Genomic DNA, 19,690 nt, shown 5'->3' on the forward strand with positions numbered 1-19,690 from the left:
GCCCGAGGGCGGCTTTTTTCATTCAAGCGAAACTCAATTCGCCGCTGGCTGCGCCGGCGTACGGCGGTAGGCCCAGACCATCAGTCCGATGCCGCCCAGGACCATCGGCACGCACAGCACCTGGCCCATGGTCAGCCAGCCCCAGGCCAGATAGCCCAGCTGGGCGTCCGGCACGCGGACGAACTCGACGATGAAGCGGAAGATGCCGTAGCAGAGCACGAACAGGCCGGAGACCGAGGCGGTCGGGCGCGGCTTGCGGGTGAACAGCCAGAGGACGACGAACAGCGCCACGCCTTCCAGGGCGAACTGGTACAGCTGTGACGGGTGCCGCGGCTCCGGACCGCCGGTGGGGAAGATCATCGCCCAGGGCACGTCGGTCACCTTGCCCCACAGCTCGCCGTTGATGAAGTTGCCGATACGCCCGGCGCCAAGGCCGATCGGCACCAGCGGCGCGATCAGGTCCATCAGCTGGAAGAAGCTCTTGTTGTTGCGCTTGCCGAACCACCAGGTTGCCAGCATCACGCCGATCAGGCCGCCGTGGAACGACATGCCTCCCTTCCAGACCTCGAAGATCAGCGTCGGATTGGCGATGTACTCTTCCAGGTTGTAGAACAGCACGTAGCCCAGGCGTCCACCCAGCACCACGCCACAGGCCACCCAGAACACCAGGTCGGAGAGTTTCTCCTTGGTCCAGGTCGGGTCGAACTCGTGGAGCTTGCGCGAGGCCAGCAGCCAGGCGCCGCCGATGCCGATCAGGTACATCAGGCCGTACCAGTGGATTTTCAGCGGCCCGAGCGATACGGCAACCGGGTCGATCTGTGGATAAGGCAGCATCCGCTTCTCCTAGCAGGAACTCAGATCAGGAAACTCAAGCCCACGCAGAACAGCAGCAGGGCAAACAAACGCTTCAGGACTTTTGCCGGCAGGCGATGTGCCAGGCGCGCCCCGATGCGGGCAAAGAACATGCTGGTCAAGGCAATGCCCACCAGTGCCGGCAGGTAGACGAAGCCAATGCTCATCTCCGGCAGCCGGGGGTTGTGCCAGCCGACGACGATGAACGATATCGCACCGGCAATGGCAATCGGCAGTCCGCAGGCCGAAGAAGTCGCAACCGCCTGTTGCATGGAGACGCCGCGCCAGGACAGGAAAGGCACGGTCAGCGAACCACCGCCGATGCCAAAGATCGCCGAGGCCCAGCCGATCACTCCGCCGGCGACCCCGAGGCCGAAGCGGCCGGGCAACTCGCGGCCGCCCTTGGGCTGCAGGCCCAGCGCCATCTGGATCGACACCAGGATGGCAAAGACGCCGATGATCTTCTGCAACACCGGCCCCTGGATCTTCGACGCGGTGAGCGCCCCCAGGGCACTGCCGAGCACGATGCCGACGGCCATCCAGAGAAACACCGTCCAGCGCACCGCGCCACGGAGGTGGTGCTCCCGAATCGAGTTCACCGAGGTAAAGATGATGGTCGCCAGCGAAGTACCGACCGCCATCTGCGTCAGAACATCGGCCGAAAAACCGTGGGCGCTGAAACTGAACACCAGGACCGGCACGATGATCAGCCCGCCGCCAACGCCGAACAGGCCGGCCAGTACGCCAGCGCAGGCGCCCAGCACCAGGTAGAGCAGGAACTCCATGGGGCAACCTTCGTAAACAAAGCGGGCATGGTAGCCGATGGCTCCTGGGCGCTCCAGCCACTCCGAGACATCGGTGGAGTTGATAGACTGCCGGCATACTACGGAGTTCGACCCATGTGCCTGATCGTCTTCGCCTGGCGCCCCGACCACGCCACGCCGCTGATCGTCGCGGCCAACCGCGACGAGTTCTACGCCCGCCCTACCCGGCCGCTGGCGGCCTGGGAGGATTTCCCCGGCCTGTACGCGGGCCGCGACCTGGAAGCCGGCGGCACCTGGATGGGCATCGCCCCCGGCGGCCGCTTCGCCGCCCTGACCAACGTCCGTGACCCGGGCCAGCCGCTGGGGCCGCGCTCCCGCGGTGAACTGGTCGCCACCTTCCTGCAGGGCCGGCAGGCACCGCTGGAGTATCTGCAGCAGGTCGCGCGGCGCGCCAGCGACTATAGCGGCTTCAACCTGCTGGTCGGGGACACTGAACAGCTCTGCTATTTCAACCCGCGCGTCGGCCCGCCGGCGGCGGTGGCGCCGGGTGTACACGGCCTGTCGAATGCCGCGCTGGATACGCCCTGGCCGAAACTGCTCAGTGCCCGCTCAGCCCTGGAGACGCAGCTGGAACAGCCCGATGCCGGGTCGCTCGTCGCGCTGCTGGCCGACGAACGCCAGGCCAGCGACGGCGAACTGCCCGAAACCGGCGTAGGCCTGGCCACCGAAAAGCTGTTGTCGAGCGTGTTCATCGCCAGTGCGAACTATGGCACCCGTGCCAGCACCGCGCTGATCGTCCACGCGGATGGCCGCCGCGAACTGCTGGAGCGCAGCTTCGGTCCGGCCGGGGCCCGCCTGGGCGAGGTCCGCCTGAGCCTCTAGCAGGCCACGATGCAATCGCGCCGCTGCTTGGCGCGGTAGAGACCATCGTCCAGCCGGCGCATCAGGGCCATCAGGTCCTCGCCGGGGTGCATCGCGGTGACCGCGAAGCTGGCGGTCAGCCGCACTGGCAGTGAGGTGTCCGCGCAGCGCAGGCTCAGGCGCAGCCGTTCGGCCAGCTCCCGCGCCGCCTCGCGGCCCGTCTCCGGCAGCAGCACAATGAACTCCTCGCCACCCCAGCGGGCGAAGCAGTCCTCCTCGCGCAGCTGCCGCCGCACCGCCTCCGCCACGGTCACCAGCACGCTGTCGCCGGCCGGATGCCCCAGGCTGTCGTTGACGCGCTTGAAATGGTCGAGGTCGAACATCATCAGCGCGCAGGCGTGACCGTGACGCTGCAGGCGCTGCCATTCGGCATGCATCTGCTGCTCGAAGCGCCGGCGGTTGGCGATCTGCGTCAGCGGGTCGATTTCCGATAGCCGCAGGGCCATCGCCGCCTGCTCGGCCAGCGCCTCGTTGGCCCGACGCAACGCCTCGGTGCGCGCCTCCACCAGCGCTTCCAGTCGCTGGTTGAGCTGCTGCAGTTCGAGGTTCTTCTGCTGCAAGGCCAGTTCGGCCAGCTTGCGTTCGTGGATATTGCGATGGGCGCCGATCATCCGGGTCGCCTTCCCCGCCTCGTCGAACTCGACGAATCGCCCGTGATCGCTGACCCACAAGTAACTGCCATCGCGGCAAAGGCAGCGGTACTCCTCGAAGTACCGTCCGCTGCGCCCTTCGATGTAGGCATTGAAGCCGCTCATCACCTGCTCGAAGTCGTCCGGGTGGATCACCTCATGCCAGGTCGCGACGTTCTCCGGCAGGCTGTCGGTGTCGTAGCCGAGCATGGCGTACCACCCCGGAGTGCGGCTGACGTGATTGGTGCGGATGTGCCAGTCCCAGATGCCATCGCTGACGATCCCCAGCGCCAGGCGCAGGGTCAGGGCACTGTCGTGGGAGTCCCTGCCGGGGCTGACGTCGAGCTCATCCATAAGCTTCGCCTTGGCCGGCGACCGGCCCTGCCGTCTTGGAGCCTCCCGGCCACGCTGGTTTTCGGGAGGATCTGGGCCCGGCGTCAGGCCTGGATGGTCGCCGCCGGGTTGATCACACGGCCGAGGCCGAGGTTGCGCAGCGCCAGGTGCAGCGAGCTGTGGATAACCTGCGGGTTGTCGAAGGTCATCAGCTGGCCGAGCAGCTCGCGGGACTTGGACAGGGTCATCTGCCGCAGCAACCATTTCACTTTAGGCAAGTTGGTGGCGTTCATCGACAGAGAATCGAAGCCCATGGCCATCAGCAGCACGGCGGCCGCCGGATCGCCGGCCATCTCGCCGCAGATGCTCACCGGCTTGCCTTCGGCGTGGGAGTCGTCGACCACCTTCTTCAGCGCCTGCAGCACGGCCGGGTGCAGGTAGTCGTAGAGGTCGGCGACGCGCGGGTTGTTACGGTCCACCGCCAGCAGGTACTGGGTCAGGTCGTTGGAGCCGACCGAGAGGAAGTCCACCTGGCGCGCCAGTTCGCGGGTCTGGTACACCGCTGCCGGGATCTCGACCATCATGCCGATCGGCGGCATGGGGATGTCCACGCCCTCGTCGCGCACTTCACCCCAGGCACGGTGGATCAGGTGCAGCGCCTCTTCCAGCTCGTGGGTGCCGGAGATCATCGGCAGCAGGATGCGCAGGTTGTCCAGGCCTTCACTGGCCTTGAGCATGGCGCGGGTCTGCACCAGGAAGATTTCCGGGTGGTCGAGGGTGACGCGGATGCCGCGCCAGCCGAGGAAGGGGTTCTCTTCCTTGATCGGGAAGTAGGACAGCGCCTTGTCGCCGCCGATGTCCAGGGTGCGCATGGTCACCGGCAGCGGGTGGAAGGCCGAAAGCTGCTCGCGGTAGATGGCGAGCTGTTCCTTCTCGCTGGGGAAGCGGTCGTTGATCATGAACGGCACTTCGGTACGGTACAGACCAACGCCTTCGGCTCCGCGCTCCTGGGCGCGCGCCACGTCCGCCAGCAGGCCGGTGTTGACCCACAGCGGCATGCGATGGCCGTCCAGCGTTTCGCAGGGCAGCTCGCGCAGCGCAGCCAGGCCCTTGCTCAGTTCCTTTTCTTCGGCGACCACTTCGCCGTACTGCTTGACCAACTGCGGCGAGGGGTTGGTGTAGATCTCACCGTGGTAGCCGTCAACGATCAGGTCGATGCCATCGACCTTGGAATACGGCAGGTCTACCGCGCCCATGACCGTGGGAATGCCCATGGCGCGGGCGAGAATGGCGACGTGGGAGTTGCCCGAGCCGAGTACCGAGATCAAGCCCACCAGCTTGCCCTCGGGCACTTCGCCGAGCATGGCCGGCGACAGCTCCTCGCTGACGATGATGGTCTGGTCCGGGTAGGTCAGGGACTGCTGACGCTCTTCCTGCAAATAGGCGAGGATACGGCGGCCGATGTCCTTCACATCCGAGGCGCGTTCGCGCAGGTAAGCGTCGTCCATCAGCTCGAAGCGCTGCACGTGCTCCATGACCACCTGGCGCAGGGCGCCCTGCGCCCACTGGCCGGTGCGGATGATGCGTTTGACCTCCTGGCCGATGGAGGCATCGTCGAGCATCATCAGGTACACGTCGAACAACGCCCGCTCTTCCTTGCGCAGCTGGGTGGCCAGCTTGCTGGAGAGGTTGCGCATGTCCTCACGGACCGATTCCAAGGCCTGCTTGAACAGCTCGACCTCGCCCTCGACGTCGTCGATGGGCTTGTCCGGGACCACTTCCAGATCGGCCGGCGGCAGCACCACCACGGCCTTGCCCACGGCCACGCCGGGTGCGCCGGGAACACCGACGAACTTGGCTTCGCTGATGCCCTTGCCGAGCTTGCCCAGGCCACGGATCGAGCCGGTCGCCTCGGCATGGGCGATCACGCCGGCGAGCTGCGCGCTCATGGTGACGAGGAAGGCTTCCTCGCCTTCGTCGAACTGGCGCTTTTCCTTCTGCTGCACCACCAGGACACCCATCACCCGACGGTGGTGGATGATCGGCGCGCCGAGGAAGGAGGCGTAGCGTTCCTCGCCGGTCTCGGCGAAGTAGCGGTAACGGGGGTGTTCGGAGGCGTTCTCGAGGTTGAGCGGCTCCTCGCGGGTGCCGACCAGGCCGACCAGGCCCTCGTTGGGCGCCATGCTCACCTTGCCGATCGAGCGCTTGTTCAGGCCCTCGGTGGCCATCAGCACGAAGCGGTTGCTCTCGGCGTCCAGCAGGTAGACCGAGCACACCTGGGTGCCCATGGCCTCCTTCACCCGCTGCACAATGATGCCCAGCGCCGCCTTGAGGTCCTTGGCGGAGTTCACTTCCTGGACAATCTTACGCAGCGTGTTGAGCATGGCTCGGGGTCTAACTCCTTGAACTTGCGTATCAGTCGCGCGCGAGCAGGCGCGGTGCCAATTCCTTCAGTGCCCGGCGGTAGACCTCGCGCTTGAAGGTCACGACCTGGCCGAGCGGGTACCAGTAGCTGACCCAGCGCCAGCCGTCGAACTCCGGTTTGCCGGTGACATCCATGCGCACCCGGCTTTCCTCGCCGGTCAGGCGCAGGAGGAACCATTTCTGTTTCTGCCCGATGCACAGCGGTTGGCTGTTGGTCCGCACCAGGCGCTGCGGCAGGCGGTAACGCAGCCAGCCACGGGTACAGGCAAGAATCCGTACGTCCTGTTCTTCCAGGCCGACTTCTTCGTTCAATTCGCGGAACAGCGCTTCCTCAGGGGTTTCGCGGGCGTTGATGCCGCCCTGGGGAAATTGCCAGGCTTCCTGGTTGATACGCCGTGCCCACAATACTTGTCCGACATCGTTGGAAAGGATGATGCCGACATTAGGGCGAAAACCATCGGGATCGATCACGGCGGTACATCCTCGAAATCGCGTGTGCCCGCATTGTTCCATAAAGCTTGTGACAGCGGCAACGCGAGGCGCGGCGTCATGTGCAGGGCCGGCAAAAGCCGTTACTCTAGGCGACTTTTCAGCATAGGCAACCATTGGTAATTCGACGTGCGATTGGCCCTCTTCGATCTCGACAATACCCTCCTGGCCGGTGACAGCGACCACAGCTGGGGCGAATGGCTGTGCCAGCGCGGCCTGGTCGACGCCGGCGAGTACCAGGCGCGCAACGACGCCTTCTACGCCGACTACATGGCCGGCACCCTGGACGTGTTCGCCTACCAGGCCTTCACCCAGGCCATCCTGAGCCGCAACAGCCTGGAACAGCTGGCGATCTGGCATCAGCAGTTCATGGCAGAAGTCATCGAGCCGATCATCCTGGCCAAGGGCGAGGCGCTGCTGGCCGAGCACCGCGCCGCCGGCGACAAGCTGGTGATCATCACCGCCACCAACCGCTTCGTTACCGGCCCCATCGCCGAGCGCCTGGGCGTGGACACCCTGATCGCCACCGAGTGCGAGATGCGCGATGGCCGCTACACCGGCCAGACCTTCGACGTGCCCTGCTTCCAGGGCGGCAAGGTGACCCGCCTGAGCCGCTGGCTCGAGGAGACCGGCCTGAAGCTAGACGACGCGTACTTCTACAGCGACTCGCGCAACGACCTGCCGCTGCTGGATAGGGTCGCCAATCCGATCGCCGTCGATCCGGACGACACCCTGCGCGCCACCGCCCTCGAACGCGGCTGGCCGGTGATCAGCCTGCGCGGCTGAGTGCATCAGAACGTCTTGTTCACCATCAGGTGGAAGATCGCCAGGAAGGCCAGGAACGCCGGCCAGCCCAGGGCGAACCACCAGCGCATATAGAGGAAGGCTTGCGGCGATAGCGCCGCGCCTTCCCGGTGCGCCGCCTCGGCCATGTCCCGCACGCGGATCTGCAGCCAGACCACCGGCAGCCAGCAGGCGCCAGCGAACACATAGAGCGACAAGCTCCACAGCAGCCAGCCCGAATCCAGCGGCCAGCCGGCGATATGCGCCATGGCCATGCCGCTCAGCGGCTGGAACACCGCCGTGGTGGCGATGAACAGCCAGTCGGCGGCGACCAGATGGCGAAAGGTGACCCGGATCGCCTCCAGGCTACCGCTGCGCCACGCGCGCCAGGCGTAGTAGGCCGAGCCCAGGCCAGTGCCGAACAGCAGCGTGGAGGAAAGGATGTGCAGGGTCTTGAGCAGCAGGAAGAAGCTCACGAGGCGCGCATCAGACCGGCTTGCCGATCATCAGCACCAGAATGGCGATCACGCAGAGCAGCGAGAGCACGAAGAAGGCCAGGCCGAACTTCCACTCGCGCACCGCGCGCACGGCAATCGGTTCGCCGCTACCCTGGGCCGCCAGGGCCAACCCACGGATACGCCACAGGCGGCTGGTGAACAGCAGCCAGAACAGGGTGGCGACGATCAGCAGGCAGGCGCTGCCCAGCAACCAGGTCTGCCCCAGCGGCAGGCCCGCGCCGTGCACCATCTGCCAGCCGGTGACCGGCAGGCTGGCGATGCTGCCGGCGACCAGCACCCAGCCGGCCAGGCCGATGCGCTGCAGCGCGGTGGCGATCTTTCCGGCGTCGCCGGCGCGCCAGCTGCGCCAGCCGTACCAGGCCAGGCCGATGATCGCGAGAAACGGCAGCACCGCCGCGACACCGTGGAGGATTCGGAAGGTCTGGTAGCTTTCCATGGTCATGCGTTCCTGTGAACAATCCCGTGTTCAGCGAAGACTAGCACCCGCCGCGGCGGCCCTGCGCCCCGGCGTCAGCCGAGGAACAGGCGATAGGCCGGGTTGTCGCTTTCGTCCCAGTAGGGGTAGCCGATCTCTTCCAGCGCCGCGGCCACCAGGTGCTTCTCCTCGTCCGGCACCTGCAGGCCGGCGACCACGCGGCCGTCGGCCGCACCGTGGTTGCGGTAGTGGAACATGGTGATGTTCCAGCGCCCGCCCAGGCGGTTGAGGAAGTTGAACAGCGCACCGGGCCGCTCGGGGAACTCGAAGCGGAACACCTGCTCGCCCGAGACGCGCGGCGAGTGGCCGCCGACCATGTGGCGGATGTGCAGCTTGGCCAGTTCGTTGTCGGTCAGGTCCAGTACCGGGAAGCCCTGACCGCGCAGCTGCTCGACCAGCGCCTCGCGCGGGTCGTTGTCCGGATGGGTCTGCACGCCGACGAAGATGTGCGCTTCCTGGTTGGTGTTGTAGCGGTAGTTGAACTCGGTGATCTGGCGCTTGCCGATGGCCTCGCAGAAAGCCTTGAAGCTGCCCGGACGCTCAGGGATGGTCACCGCGATGATCGCTTCGCGCTTCTCACCCAGCTCGGCGCGCTCGGCCACATGGCGCAGGCGGTCGAAGTTGATGTTGGCGCCCGAGTCGATGGCCACCAGGGTCTGTCCGCTGGCGCTCTCGCGCTGCACGTACTTCTTGATGCCCGCCACTGCCAGCGCGCCAGCAGGTTCGGTGATCGAGCGGGTATCGTCGTAGATATCCTTGATCGCCGCACAGATCTCGTCGGTGCTGACGGTGATCACTTCGTCGACATGGTTCTTGCACAGATCGAAGGTGTGCTGGCCGATCTGAGCCACGGCGACGCCGTCGGCGAACAGCCCGACCTGCCCCAGCACTACGCGCTCGCCGGCGGCCATGGCGGCCTGCAGGCAGTTGGAGTCATCCGGCTCGACGCCGATCACCTTGACGTCCGGGCGCAGGTATTTGACGTAGGCGGCGATGCCGGCGATCAGACCGCCGCCGCCGACCGGGACGAAGATCGCGTCCAGGCGCCCCGGATGCTGACGGAGGATTTCCATCGCCACGGTGCCCTGGCCGGCGATCACTTCCGGATCGTCATAGGGGTGGATGTAGACGTAGCCCTTCTCTTCCACCAGCTTCAGCGAGTACGCCAGCGCCTCGGGGAAGGCATCGCCGTGCAGCACGGCCTTGCCGCCACGGGCGCGCACGCCCTGCACTTTCAGCTCCGGGGTGGTGCGCGGCATCACGATGGTGGCCTTGATGCCCAGCTCGCGGGCGGCCAGCGCCACGCCCTGGGCATGGTTGCCGGCGGATGCGGTGACGACGCCGCGCGCGAGTTCTTCCGGGCTCAGCTGCGCCAGCTTGTTGTAGGCGCCGCGAATCTTGAAGGAGAACACCGGCTGCAGGTCTTCGCGCTTGAGCAGAATCTGGTTGCCCAGGCGCTCGGAGAGCTGGCGGGCGGGCTGCAGGGGCGTTTCCACGGCAACGTCGTAGACACGCGAGGTGAGGATCTTCTTGACGTATTGTTCGAGCATCGGAAGGGCACATTCGGCGGCATTTTCGAGGATTTGCGAGTCTACTCCAGCCGGCGCCGGGCGGGCCACCGAACAATCCGCGCGCAGATCACCATAACAGTTGCCCGGCGGCGCAACACCGAGGCCCCCGCGGCCGCTATAATTCGACCCTTCGTACCTTCCCGGGCGCCCGGCGCGCCGAACATCCAGAAGACAGTCCGCCATGAACCAGGATCAGCTCAAGCAGGCAGTGGCCCAAGCCGCCGTCGACCACATTCTTCCGCACCTCGACAGCAAGAGCATCGTGGGCGTGGGCACCGGCTCCACCGCCAACTTCTTCATCGACCTGCTGGCCAAGCACAAGGCCGAGTTCGATGGCGCCGTGGCCAGCTCCGAAGCCACCGCCGCCCGCCTGAAGGGCCACGGCATCCCGGTCTACGACCTGAACACCGTCAGCGAGCTGGAGTTCTACGTGGACGGCGCCGACGAGACCAACGAGCGCCTGGAACTGATCAAGGGCGGCGGCGCCGCGCTGACCCGCGAGAAGATCGTCGCCGCGGTGGCCAAGGAGTTCATCTGCATCGCCGACGCCAGCAAGCTTGTGCCGATCCTCGGCGCCTTCCCGCTGCCGGTGGAAGTCATCCCCATGGCGCGCAGCCATGTGGCCCGCCAACTGGTGAAGCTGGGCGGCGATCCGGTGTATCGCGAGGGTGTGCTGACCGACAACGGCAACATCATCCTCGACGTGCACAACCTGCGCATCGACAGCCCGGTGGCCCTGGAAGAGGCGATCAACAACATCGTCGGCGTCGTCACCAACGGCCTGTTCGCCGCGCGTCCGGCCGACCTGCTGCTGCTCGGTACCGCCGAAGGCGTGAAGGTCCTCAAAGCCTGAGCCGCCGGAACAGTCGTCCTGCAATAACAGGAGCGGAGGCCTTCAGGGCGCCTCCGCTTCGCGCTTCTTGAACACGTAGAAGAGGTTGGGCTCGCTGACCAGGTACAGCGTGCCCTGGTCATCCAGGGCCACACCCTCGGCCTGCGGCACGCTGCGGCTCAGGCCCTGCATGCCGCTGCGCAGCGACAGCGAGCTGATCGGCTCGCCGTCGGCGCTCAGCTCCAGCACCAGCCGCGACTCGTCCGACAGCGCCAGCAGATGGCCGCTATGGGCATCGTACTGGAGGCTGGAAAGGTCACGGAGGAACAGGTTGCGGTTGTGCTTGAGGTCGTCCACCACATGCACGGCGAACGGCTCGCCAGCCTGCATCCGGGGGAAACCGCGCACCTCGTAGATGCGCACCGGGTCGCTCTCCTTGGCGACAAACAGGCGCTTGCCCACGGCGTCATAGGCCAGCCCCTCGAAGCCCCGGTTGCCGAGATCGCCCAGCGACAGCGACAACTGCTGCGCCTGGCTGGCCTCAAGATGGGTGGTGTCCTCACGCAGGCTCACCTGGAACAGGCGCTGTCGGTACTCATCGCTGAGCACGTAAGCGTCCTTGCCGATGTACTCGATGGCTTCGGTATCGCCGAAGTCCGCCAGGCTGATCCTGCGTAGGACCTTGCCCTCCAGCGACAGCTCGATGATCTGCGCCGGCTTGTTGGTCACACTGAAGAGGGTCTTGCGGTCGGGGTCGAAGGTCAGCGCCGAGACGTTTTCGCTCAGGCCCTCGATCGGCTGCGCCTCCAGCACCACCCGGTAGTCCGGCAGCCACAGCGACTTGCCGCGCCAGGCATCGGCATGACGCCATTCCTCGATGCTGAACCAGGCCCGCTCGTAGAGGCGCAGCGCCTGCCCCAGCCAGAGCAACAGCGCCACCACGACCAATAGCAGGGCGGCGATCAGGCGACGGGAATTGAGCAAGCGGCGCATGGAAGGCTCGGTGATCTCGGAACGGCCGCGCAGCTTCGCAGCCAGGACTGAAGCCAAACTTAAAGGCGGCACGGAAAATGCCCGCAAGCTAGAGTCAGGTTAGCGCAAGACCGATCGCTCATCCGCGAAGGTGCACCGATGGCCGTGTCCCTGCTTCCCGAACAACGCCAGCAAGCCACCCTGCATACCGTGGTACTGGCCACCGAGGTGCTGCACCACGCAGGCATTGCGCGCCAGCGGCTTCTGGAGGGTAGCGGTATCGGCGAGGCGGACCTGCTGACTCCACACAAGCTCATCACCCACGCCCAGGAACTGCGGGTCTTCGCCAACGCCCTGAGCTGCCATCACGATCCGGCACTGGGTCTCTACCTCGGCCTGCGCATGCACGTCTCGGCCTACGGCATCCTCGGCTACAGCATGCTCGCCAGCCGCACCCTGCGCGATGCGTTGGAACTGGCACTGTCCTTCCCCGACCTGCTCGGCACCTACTTCCGCCTGGCCCTGGTACCGCAGGACGACGAGGTACGCCTGACCGCCGATGGCTACCGCTACGCGCCGGAGCTGACGGTGTTCAATACCGAGCTGTGCCTGACCTCGCTGCTCACGGTGATCCGCGACCTGCTCGGCGAATCGGTGCGCCCGCGCCGCCTGCTGCTGGCCTACCGGCCGCCGCTGCATGCCGAAACCTACACCGAGCGCCTGGGCTGCCCGGTGGAATTCGGCGCGCCCACCAGCGCCCTGTGCTTCAGCCCGGCGCTGCTTGACCGCCCGTTGCCGCTGGCCGATCCGGTGAGCTGCCACAACGGTGTGCAACAGTGCCTGCGCATGAGCGCAACGCTCAGCAGCCGCGGCGACGTGATCGAGCAATTGCGCCAGCACCTGGCCAGTCATCTGCAGGACACCGCCAACCTGGACACCGTGGCGCGCCACCTGCACCGCTCCACCCGCACCCTGCGCCGCCACCTGCAGCAGCAGAACACCAGTTATCAACAGGTGCTCGACGAGGTGCGCTTCGACCGCGCCCGGCAGCTGCTCAAGGACACCGACCTGCCGATCTACCTGATTGCCGAGCAGCTGGGTTACAGCGAGACGGCCAGCTTCCGCCATGCATTCCAGCGCTGGAGCGGGTCGAGTCCGAGCCTGTACCGGGGCTGAGCCGCCGACGCTCTCTCCCTCCTACGAAGAACAGGAACTCCGCACGCCATCCACCTGACGCCTGAAATCCCGCATTCCAGAGGCTTTTTTCAACTTGGCCTGATTTATCCCTTATTGGCCTGATCTATCGTTCTGCGTATTCGACGGCTTGGTCATTATCAATCCGCAGCTAGGACGAAACGGCCTCAAAAACCGAAAAACACGAACAATAACAACCACTTAACTGCACGGTACGAGCATGACCAGCGCGATCACCATCGAGCGGATATGCATGGAGTTCGGTACACCCGGACAAGGCCTCAAGGCCCTGGACGATGTGTCACTGGAAATCCGCGCCAATGAGTTCTTCACCCTCCTCGGCCCCTCGGGCTGCGGCAAGACCACCTTGCTGCGACTGATCGCCGGATTCGAACAACCCTCCTCCGGCAGCATCCGCCTCTACGGCGATGCGATGGAAGGCCTCCCGCCCTTCCGCCGCCCGGTCAACACCGTCTTCCAGAGCTACGCCCTGTTCCCCCACATGACGGTGGCGGAAAACATCGCCTTCGGCCTGGAAATGCAGGGCAAGAATCGCAGCGACATCGACGCCACCGTGCAGAAGATGCTCGAACTGGTGCGCCTGCCGGACGTGGGCAAGCGCCGCGCCGACCAGCTCTCCGGCGGCCAGCAGCAGCGCATCGCACTGGCCCGCGCACTGGCCAGCCGGCCCAAGGTGCTGCTGCTCGACGAATCCCTCTCGGCGCTGGACCTCAAGCTGCGCAAGGAGATGCAGATCGAGCTCAAGCGCCTGCAGCACGAGACCGGCATCACCTTCATCTTCGTCACCCACGACCAGGAAGAAGCGCTGACCATGTCCGACCGCATCGCGGTGATGAGTCGCGGCAAGGTCATGCAGATCGGCACGCCGACGGAAATCTACGAAGCACCGGTCAACCGCCTGGTGGCCGACTTCATCGGCGAGACCAACTTCCTCGAGGGCGAGTCCAGCGGTGAGGGCGTGCGCCTGGCCGACGGCCAGACGCTGCCGGCCGCGACGACCCTGCCGGGCAAGGTGACCCTGGCGATCCGTCCGGAACGCACCGAGCTTGCGCACGACGGCCAGCTCGAAGGCGTGGTGGAGAACATCGTCTACGTCGGTACCGACACCGTGTACCACCTCAATGTCGCCGGTCAGGGCGGCTTCCGCGTACGTCAGCAGAACCGCGACGGCGCCCATTCCACCCACGCCCCGGGCGCACGGGTAAGGGTACGCGTACCCGCCACCGCCATCCGGGTGCTGGCCGAATGAGTACGCTGCGCGCACAAGCCGAACGCAAATCGCTGTTCAATCGCCTGGCCCTGACCAGCCCGGCGATGATCATGCTGGTGGTGTTCCTCGTCGTGCCGCTGGGCATCATGTTCGCCGTGTCGGTCCAGGCACCGGGGGACTACGGCGGCGTGAAATGGGGCCAGCACACCGTCGAGGCCTACATCAACTTCCTCTGGGAGCGCGACCTGGACGACAGCCTGTCGTTCAACGCCGACTACCTGGGCATCTTCCAGCGCTCGTTCTGGCTGTCGATCCTGACCACCCTGGGCTGCCTGCTGATCGGTTTCCCCACCGCGCTGTACCTGGCGTTGCAGGACGAACGCCGGCGCAACCTGCTGCTGTTCCTGGTCACGGTGCCGTTCTGGACCAACCTGCTGGTGCGGGTCTACGCCTGGATCCTGCTGCTGCGCAACGGCGGCCTGATCGACGAGGGCTTGCACGGGCTGGGCTTCACCGACGCATCGACCGGCCTGCTCTACACCGACAACGCGGTGATCATCGGCCTGCTCTACACCTACCTGCCGTTCATGGTGCTGCCCATCTACACCAGCCTGGAGAAGATGGACTGGCGCCTGGTGGAGGCGGCGTTCGATCTCGGCGCCAACCGCTGGAAGGCGCTCAAGCGGATCATCGTGCCGCTGGCCATGCCCGGCATCGTCGCCGGCTGCATCCTGGTGTTCATCCCTTCGCTGGGCAGCTACATCATTCCCGAGCTGCTGGGTGGCGGTAAGTCGCTGATGATCGGCAACCTGATCCAGCTGCAGTTCGGTACTGCGCACAACTGGCCGTTCGGCGCGGCGCTGTCCTTCGCGCTGCTGGCCTTCGTGCTGCTGGCGATGATGATCTACAGCATGCGCTTCAAGCAGGGCACCGCGGGAGGTCATCCATGAAGTCGGCCAATCCGCTCTGGCGCTTCACCGGGGTCCGGCCTGCCGCCTGGCTGTTCTTCGCCTTCCTCTACATCCCGATCTTCGTGCTGGTGGTGCTGAGCTTCAACAGCGGGCAATCGGCGACGCTGTGGGAAAGCTTCAGCCTGAAGTGGTACGCGGTGGTGGCGGACGATCCGGAAATCCTCCGCGCTGCGAAGAACTCGCTGATCATCGCCAGCTTCGCCACGATCATCTCCACCACCCTGGCCACCCTCGCCGCCCTGGGCATGCGCGGGCGGGTCTTCCGTGGACAGAGCCTGATGAGCGGTGTACTCGGCCTGCCGCTGCTGGTGCCGGAGATCGTCACCGCCGTGGCGACCCTGATGTTCTTCGCCTTCATCGGCCTGAAGCTGTCGCTGTTCACCATCCTGCTAGCGCACGTGGTGTTCTGCATCCCCTTCGCCTACCTGCCGATCCGCGCCCGTCTCGAGGGCATGGACCCGCGCCTGGCCGAAGCAGCGGCGGACCTCTACGCCTCGCCGTGGAAGACCTTCTGGAAGGTGACCTTCCCGCTGCTGATGCCGGGCATCCTCTCCGGGGCGATGCTGGCGTTCATCATCTCGATGGACGACTTCGTCATCACCTACTTCGTCGCTGGCGCCGGCGCCACCACCCTGCCGGTGTACATCTTCAGCTCCATCAGAATGGGTATTTCTCCGAAGATCAACGCCATTTCCTCAATAATACTGTTGATTTCCATCGCGTTCGTTGCGTTGTCGTACTACGTCGGCCAGCGACGCCGCTGACCTCCTGCCGCCAATCAAAACAACATTGCAAGGAGCTTCACCGATGAAATTCCGCCGTACCCCCATCGCCCGCGCGCTCGTCGCCGCCAGCCTGCTGCTGGCCGGTAGCGCCCATGCCGACGGTACCCTGCACTTCGCCAACTGGTCCGACTACTTCCCGCCGGAACTGCTGAAGAAGTTCGAGAAGGACACCGGCATCCACGCCACCCTGGACTCCTACGACAGCAACGAAACCCTGCTGGCCAAGCTGAAGGCCGGCGGCGGCGCCTATGATGTGGTGGTGCCGTCCGACAGTTTCATCGAGATCTTCGTCAAGGAAGGCCTGCTGCAGAAGCTCGACAAGGCACAGCTGCCGAACCTCGCGAACCTCAAGGACAAGTTCAAGACCCTGAGCTACGACCCGGGCCACGACTACACCATCCCCTACCTGTGGGGCACCACCGGCTACAGCTATGACAGCGCCAAGGTTCCTGGCGGCAAGCTGGAGGAAAGCTGGAAGCCATTCTTCGAGCCGCCAGCCGAGCTGAAGGGCAAGGTGGTGGCGCTCAACTCCATCGAGGAGCTGTATGCCCCGGCGTCCTATTACCTGGGCATCAACGAATGCACCGAGGACCCGAAAGAAGCGGCGAAGATCCAGGACCTGCTGCTCAAGCAGAAGCCGATGCTGGCGATGTACAACAGCGACGGCACCATCGAGCGCATGGCCGCCGGCGAAGTCTCCATGCACCAGCAGTGGAACGGCGCCTTCCACCGCGCCCACGCCCAGCGCGCCAGCCTGGTCTACGTCTATCCGAAGGAAGGCATCCGCCTGTTCATCGACAACCTGGCCATTCCCAAGGACGCCACCAACATCAAGGAAGCCCATGTCTTCCTGAACTGGATGATGCAGCCCGAGAACATCGCCGCCGCCTCCAACTTCGCCAAGTACAACAACGCCATCCAGGGCTCGGACAAGTACATGGAGAAGGAGCTGTTCGACGACCCGGCAATCAACACCCCGGCCGACATGCTCGACCGCCTCAAGCCCTTCCAGCTGTGCTCGCCCAAGGCGCTGCAGCTGCGCTCCAAGGTGTGGACCAAGCTGAAGAAGTGATCCGTAGATCACCCGGCGCGGCGGTGCGCGCCGGGTGATTCTGACAGCACTTTTGGCCATTTTGATCCCTTTTTGACCCTTTGCAGGGTTCTGCCCGGCCACCCCGGTTGCTAGAGTCGGGCCGCTCGCGCAGGGAGCGGCTGGAAAGGCGGCCAGCTCCGGCGCCACATGAGTGGTGCCGGAACATCCCCAGGGAACGCGAGCGCGTTATCCACAAGAACAAAGTCCCCGAGAACGCCCATGACCAGCTTTTGCGTCACCCTGCAGCAAACACCCTCATTCCTCGCGCGTCGTCAGCGCTGCGGCTGAGCCGCAAGCCGACGACATCAGGACGGCCACCGAACGCCGCCCGCCCGCAAGAACATAACAATCGCGAGGAATCCCCATGGCCAGCCAACACAGCGCCAGCACTGCACCTACTCCAAAGAGCGCTCCACAGAGCACCCAACAGGGCACCGCGGCGAATGCCGACGCCCGCCTGAAACGCGTCCTGGGGCTGCCCGCCCTGGTCTTCTTCGGCCTGGTCTACATGGTCCCGCTGACCATGTTCACCACCTATGGCGTGGTCACCGAGATGACCGGCGGCCGTACCGCCACGGCCTACCTGATCACCCTGCTGGCGATGCTGTTCACCGCGGCGTCCTACAGCTTCATGGTGCGCAAGTACCCGATCTCGGGTTCGGCATACTCCTACACCAGCCTGAGCTTCGGCCCGGTGGTCGGCTTCCTCTCCGGCTGGTCGCTGCTGCTGGATTACCTGTTCCTGCCGATGATCAACTACCTGCTCATCGGCCTGTTCATGAACATCGCCTTCCCGGAAATCCCGGCGTGGATGTTCGTGATCGCCTCCATCGCGCTGGTCACTGTGCTCAACGTGGTCGGCATCAGCCAGGTCGCCGGCATGAGCAACGTCATCGTCGGCGCGCAGCTGGTGTTCATCGTGGTGTTCGTGGTCATGTCGATCAAGAGCCTGGCCGGTGGCGCCGCAATCGACTTCTCCCTGCCCTTCGTCGGTGACGGCAGCCAGCCCGGCTTCGCCCCGCTGATGGCCGGCGCCGCGGTGCTGTGCCTGTCGTTCCTGGGCTTCGACGCGGTCTCGACCATGGCCGAGGAAACCCGCGACGCCCGCCGCGACATCCCGCGCGCGATCATCATCACCACCGTCATCGCCGGCCTCATGTTCACCCTGCTGGCGATCATCAGCCAGTTGGTATTCCCCGGCAGCGTGTTCCAGAACGCCGACTCGGCGGCCAACGAAGTGATGCTCAAGGCTGGTGGCCAGTTCCTCGGCAACTTCTTCACCTCCGCCTACATCGCCGGCTGCATCGGCTCGGCGCTGGCGTCCCAGGCCTCGGTGTCGCGCATCATCTTCACCATGGGCCGGGACGGCATCCTGCCGCGCAGCCTGTTCGGCGTCCTCCACGCACGCTTCCAGACCCCGGTGGTCGCGATCCTGGTGGTCTCCGCCGTATCCCTGCTGGCGGTCGTGCTGGACCTGACCACCCTCGCCTCGTGGCCTTCTCCGTGGTCAACCTGGCGGTGATCCGCACCTACCTGGGCGTCGAGCGCCGTCGCGGTGCGAAGAACGTCCTAGTGTACGGGGCGATCCCGTTCATCGGCCTGTGCCTGACCCTGTGGCTGTGGACCAGCCTCTCGCAGCTGACGCTGGTCGTCGGCCTGAGCTGGTTCGCGGTCGGCTTCGCTTACCTGGCGGCGCATACCGGCGGCTTCCGTCGCAAGGCACCGAGTGTGAATTTCGAGGAAAACGCCTGACGGCAGAGCTATCCAGAACCCAACGGGCGCCCGGAGGCGCCCTCAGGAGCGCGTGATGTTGACGATCTATACCGACGACCATCGCTTGCACCACGGTCAGCACGAGCTGATCGGCGGCCAGTTCACTCCCTGCTTCGAAAAGCCCAGCCGCGCCGACATGGTGCTGGACCGGGCCAAGGCGGTGAAACTGGGCGACATCCAGGCCCCGCGAGACTTTGGCCTGGAGCCCATCCTGAGGGTGCACAGCGAAGGCTTCGTGCGGTTCCTGCAGCACGCCTGGCGTGACTGGCTGGCCACCGGCCGGACCCACGACATGCTGCCGATCTGCTGGCCGACCCGCCGCCTGCGGCAGAAGGAACCGGACAGCATCGACGGCCGCCTGGGCTACTACAGCCTGGACGCCGGCGCGCCGATCACCGCCGGCACCTGGCAGGCGGTGCTCAGCTCGGTGAACGTGGCCATGACCGGCCAAGCCGAACTGGCCAAGGGCGCACGCTCGGTGTTCTCCCTCTGCCGTCCGCCGGGCCACCACGCCTCGGCGGACTTCATGGGCGGCTACTGCTTCTTCAACAACGCGGCCATCGCCGCCCAGTCGATCCTCGACCAGGGCGCCAACCGCGTGGCCATCCTCGACGTCGACTACCACCACGGCAACGGTACCCAGGACATCTTCTACGACCGTGCCGACGTGCTGTTCACCTCGATCCACGGCGACCCGCGCTTCGAATATCCCTACTTCCTCGGCTATGCCGACGAGAAGGGCCAGGGCGTGGGCGAGGGCTTCAACTTCAACTATCCGCTGGCTTCGGGTAGCGACTGGTCAGTGTGGAGCCTGGCGCTTCAGGCGGCGATCCGGCAGATCTCGGCGTACAAGCCGGACGTGCTGATCGTGTCGCTGGGCGTGGACACCTACAAGGAAGATCCGATCTCCCAGTTCAAGCTCGACAGCCCGGACTACCTGCGCATGGGCGAAGCCATCGGCAAGCTCGGCCTGCCAACCCTGTTCGTCATGGAAGGCGGCTACGCGGTGGAAGAGATCGGCATCAATGCGATCAACGTGCTGCAGGGTTTCGAGAGCATCGGCTGACAGCCGCCCGTAGG

General features: G+C 65.4%; 18 protein-coding genes and 1 pseudogene. 10 read left to right on the forward strand and 9 right to left on the reverse strand.

Annotated elements, in window-relative coordinates; all coding sequences use genetic code 11:
• Nucleotides 1-33: 33 nt before the first annotated feature.
• Together lgt and GA645_RS26685 are read right to left on the reverse strand one after the other, a co-directional pair.
• Nucleotides 34-834 (reverse strand): prolipoprotein diacylglyceryl transferase, encoded by an 801-nt coding sequence (gene lgt / locus GA645_RS26680; RefSeq protein ID WP_152227092.1) that lies wholly within the window; start codon nucleotides 832-834, stop codon nucleotides 34-36.
• 20 nt (nucleotides 835-854) lie between these two features.
• Complete coding sequence (locus GA645_RS26685) at nucleotides 855-1,637, reverse strand: sulfite exporter TauE/SafE family protein (RefSeq protein WP_152227094.1); 783 nt, start codon at nucleotides 1,635-1,637, stop codon at nucleotides 855-857.
• A 114-nt stretch (nucleotides 1,638-1,751) separates the two neighbouring features.
• Here GA645_RS26685 and GA645_RS26690 point away from each other — a divergent pair, with 114 nt between their 5' ends.
• Nucleotides 1,752-2,498 carry an NRDE family protein gene (locus GA645_RS26690; protein ID WP_152227096.1) on the forward strand — a complete coding sequence of 249 codons (747 nt, stop codon included), beginning with the start codon at nucleotides 1,752-1,754 and terminating at the stop codon, nucleotides 2,496-2,498.
• On the opposite strand, the gene GA645_RS26695 is transcribed toward GA645_RS26690, so the two are convergent.
• From GA645_RS26695 to GA645_RS26705, 3 genes are all read right to left on the reverse strand, one after another.
• Nucleotides 2,495-3,520 carry a sensor domain-containing diguanylate cyclase gene (locus GA645_RS26695; protein WP_152227098.1) on the reverse strand — a complete coding sequence of 342 codons (1,026 nt, stop codon included), beginning with the start codon at nucleotides 3,518-3,520 and terminating at the stop codon, nucleotides 2,495-2,497. The two genes, GA645_RS26690 and GA645_RS26695, sit on opposite strands and share 4 nt — an antisense overlap.
• An 83-nt stretch (nucleotides 3,521-3,603) precedes the next feature.
• Nucleotides 3,604-5,883: a phosphoenolpyruvate--protein phosphotransferase gene (ptsP, locus tag GA645_RS26700; protein WP_152227100.1), complete on the reverse strand. Its 2,280-nt coding sequence runs from the start codon at nucleotides 5,881-5,883 to the stop codon at nucleotides 3,604-3,606.
• Nucleotides 5,884-5,914: 31 nt separating this feature from the next.
• On the reverse strand, nucleotides 5,915-6,394 hold the full coding sequence (locus GA645_RS26705; protein ID WP_152227102.1) for an RNA pyrophosphohydrolase: 480 nt from the start codon (nucleotides 6,392-6,394) through the stop codon (nucleotides 5,915-5,917).
• A 147-nt stretch (nucleotides 6,395-6,541) separates the two neighbouring features.
• On the opposite strand from GA645_RS26705, the gene GA645_RS26710 reads away from it, so the two are divergent.
• Nucleotides 6,542-7,198 (forward strand): HAD family phosphatase, encoded by a 657-nt coding sequence (locus GA645_RS26710; protein WP_152227104.1) that lies wholly within the window; start codon nucleotides 6,542-6,544, stop codon nucleotides 7,196-7,198.
• A gap of 5 nt (nucleotides 7,199-7,203) precedes the next feature.
• On the opposite strand, the gene GA645_RS26715 is transcribed toward GA645_RS26710, so the two are convergent.
• From GA645_RS26715 to ilvA, 3 genes are all read right to left on the reverse strand, one after another.
• Nucleotides 7,204-7,671 (reverse strand): DUF2269 domain-containing protein, encoded by a 468-nt coding sequence (locus tag GA645_RS26715; RefSeq protein ID WP_152227105.1) that lies wholly within the window; start codon nucleotides 7,669-7,671, stop codon nucleotides 7,204-7,206.
• A gap of 10 nt (nucleotides 7,672-7,681) precedes the next feature.
• Nucleotides 7,682-8,149 carry a DUF2269 domain-containing protein gene (locus GA645_RS26720; RefSeq protein ID WP_178119595.1) on the reverse strand — a complete coding sequence of 156 codons (468 nt, stop codon included), beginning with the start codon at nucleotides 8,147-8,149 and terminating at the stop codon, nucleotides 7,682-7,684.
• A gap of 74 nt (nucleotides 8,150-8,223) precedes the next feature.
• Nucleotides 8,224-9,738, reverse strand: a complete 1,515-nt coding sequence (gene ilvA / locus GA645_RS26725) for a threonine ammonia-lyase, biosynthetic (RefSeq protein ID WP_152227109.1) — start codon at nucleotides 9,736-9,738, stop codon at nucleotides 8,224-8,226.
• Between the two features lie 202 nt (nucleotides 9,739-9,940).
• Here ilvA and rpiA point away from each other — a divergent pair, with 202 nt between their 5' ends.
• Entirely contained in the window at nucleotides 9,941-10,612 is a 672-nt protein-coding gene (gene rpiA / locus GA645_RS26730; protein WP_152227111.1) for a ribose-5-phosphate isomerase RpiA, read from the forward strand.
• Between the two features lie 42 nt (nucleotides 10,613-10,654).
• Here the strand turns inward: rpiA and GA645_RS26735 are convergent, their stop codons facing one another.
• Nucleotides 10,655-11,584 carry an SdiA-regulated domain-containing protein gene (locus GA645_RS26735; protein WP_152227113.1) on the reverse strand — a complete coding sequence of 310 codons (930 nt, stop codon included), beginning with the start codon at nucleotides 11,582-11,584 and terminating at the stop codon, nucleotides 10,655-10,657.
• Nucleotides 11,585-11,722: 138 nt separating this feature from the next.
• Here GA645_RS26735 and GA645_RS26740 point away from each other — a divergent pair, with 138 nt between their 5' ends.
• The 7 genes and pseudogenes from GA645_RS26740 (at nucleotide 11,723) to GA645_RS26770 (ending at nucleotide 19,676) form a co-directional block, all read left to right on the forward strand.
• The gene (locus tag GA645_RS26740; RefSeq protein ID WP_152227115.1) at nucleotides 11,723-12,739 is read left to right on the forward strand and encodes an AraC family transcriptional regulator; all 1,017 of its coding nucleotides are present in this window, start codon (nucleotides 11,723-11,725) and stop codon (nucleotides 12,737-12,739) included.
• A gap of 238 nt (nucleotides 12,740-12,977) precedes the next feature.
• Nucleotides 12,978-14,027 carry an ABC transporter ATP-binding protein gene (locus GA645_RS26745; RefSeq protein WP_152227117.1) on the forward strand — a complete coding sequence of 350 codons (1,050 nt, stop codon included), beginning with the start codon at nucleotides 12,978-12,980 and terminating at the stop codon, nucleotides 14,025-14,027.
• Complete coding sequence (locus GA645_RS26750) at nucleotides 14,024-14,938, forward strand: ABC transporter permease (protein ID WP_152227119.1); 915 nt, start codon at nucleotides 14,024-14,026, stop codon at nucleotides 14,936-14,938. Before GA645_RS26745 ends, GA645_RS26750 begins: the two co-directional genes overlap by 4 nt.
• Nucleotides 14,935-15,723, forward strand: a complete 789-nt coding sequence (locus tag GA645_RS26755) for an ABC transporter permease (protein ID WP_152227121.1) — start codon at nucleotides 14,935-14,937, stop codon at nucleotides 15,721-15,723. The genes GA645_RS26750 and GA645_RS26755 overlap by 4 nt, the downstream gene beginning before the upstream one ends.
• A gap of 43 nt (nucleotides 15,724-15,766) precedes the next feature.
• On the forward strand, nucleotides 15,767-16,816 hold the full coding sequence (locus tag GA645_RS26760) for an extracellular solute-binding protein (protein ID WP_152227123.1): 1,050 nt from the start codon (nucleotides 15,767-15,769) through the stop codon (nucleotides 16,814-16,816).
• A 385-nt stretch (nucleotides 16,817-17,201) separates the two neighbouring features.
• A pseudogene (locus GA645_RS26765) lies at nucleotides 17,202-18,589 on the forward strand (APC family permease).
• Nucleotides 18,590-18,644: 55 nt separating this feature from the next.
• On the forward strand, nucleotides 18,645-19,676 hold the full coding sequence (locus GA645_RS26770) for a histone deacetylase family protein (RefSeq protein ID WP_017520827.1): 1,032 nt from the start codon (nucleotides 18,645-18,647) through the stop codon (nucleotides 19,674-19,676).
• Nucleotides 19,677-19,690 lie beyond the last annotated feature (14 nt).

The sequence above is a fragment of the Pseudomonas sp. SCB32 genome (genome assembly GCF_009189165.1).
Lineage (GTDB): Bacteria > Pseudomonadota > Gammaproteobacteria > Pseudomonadales > Pseudomonadaceae > Pseudomonas.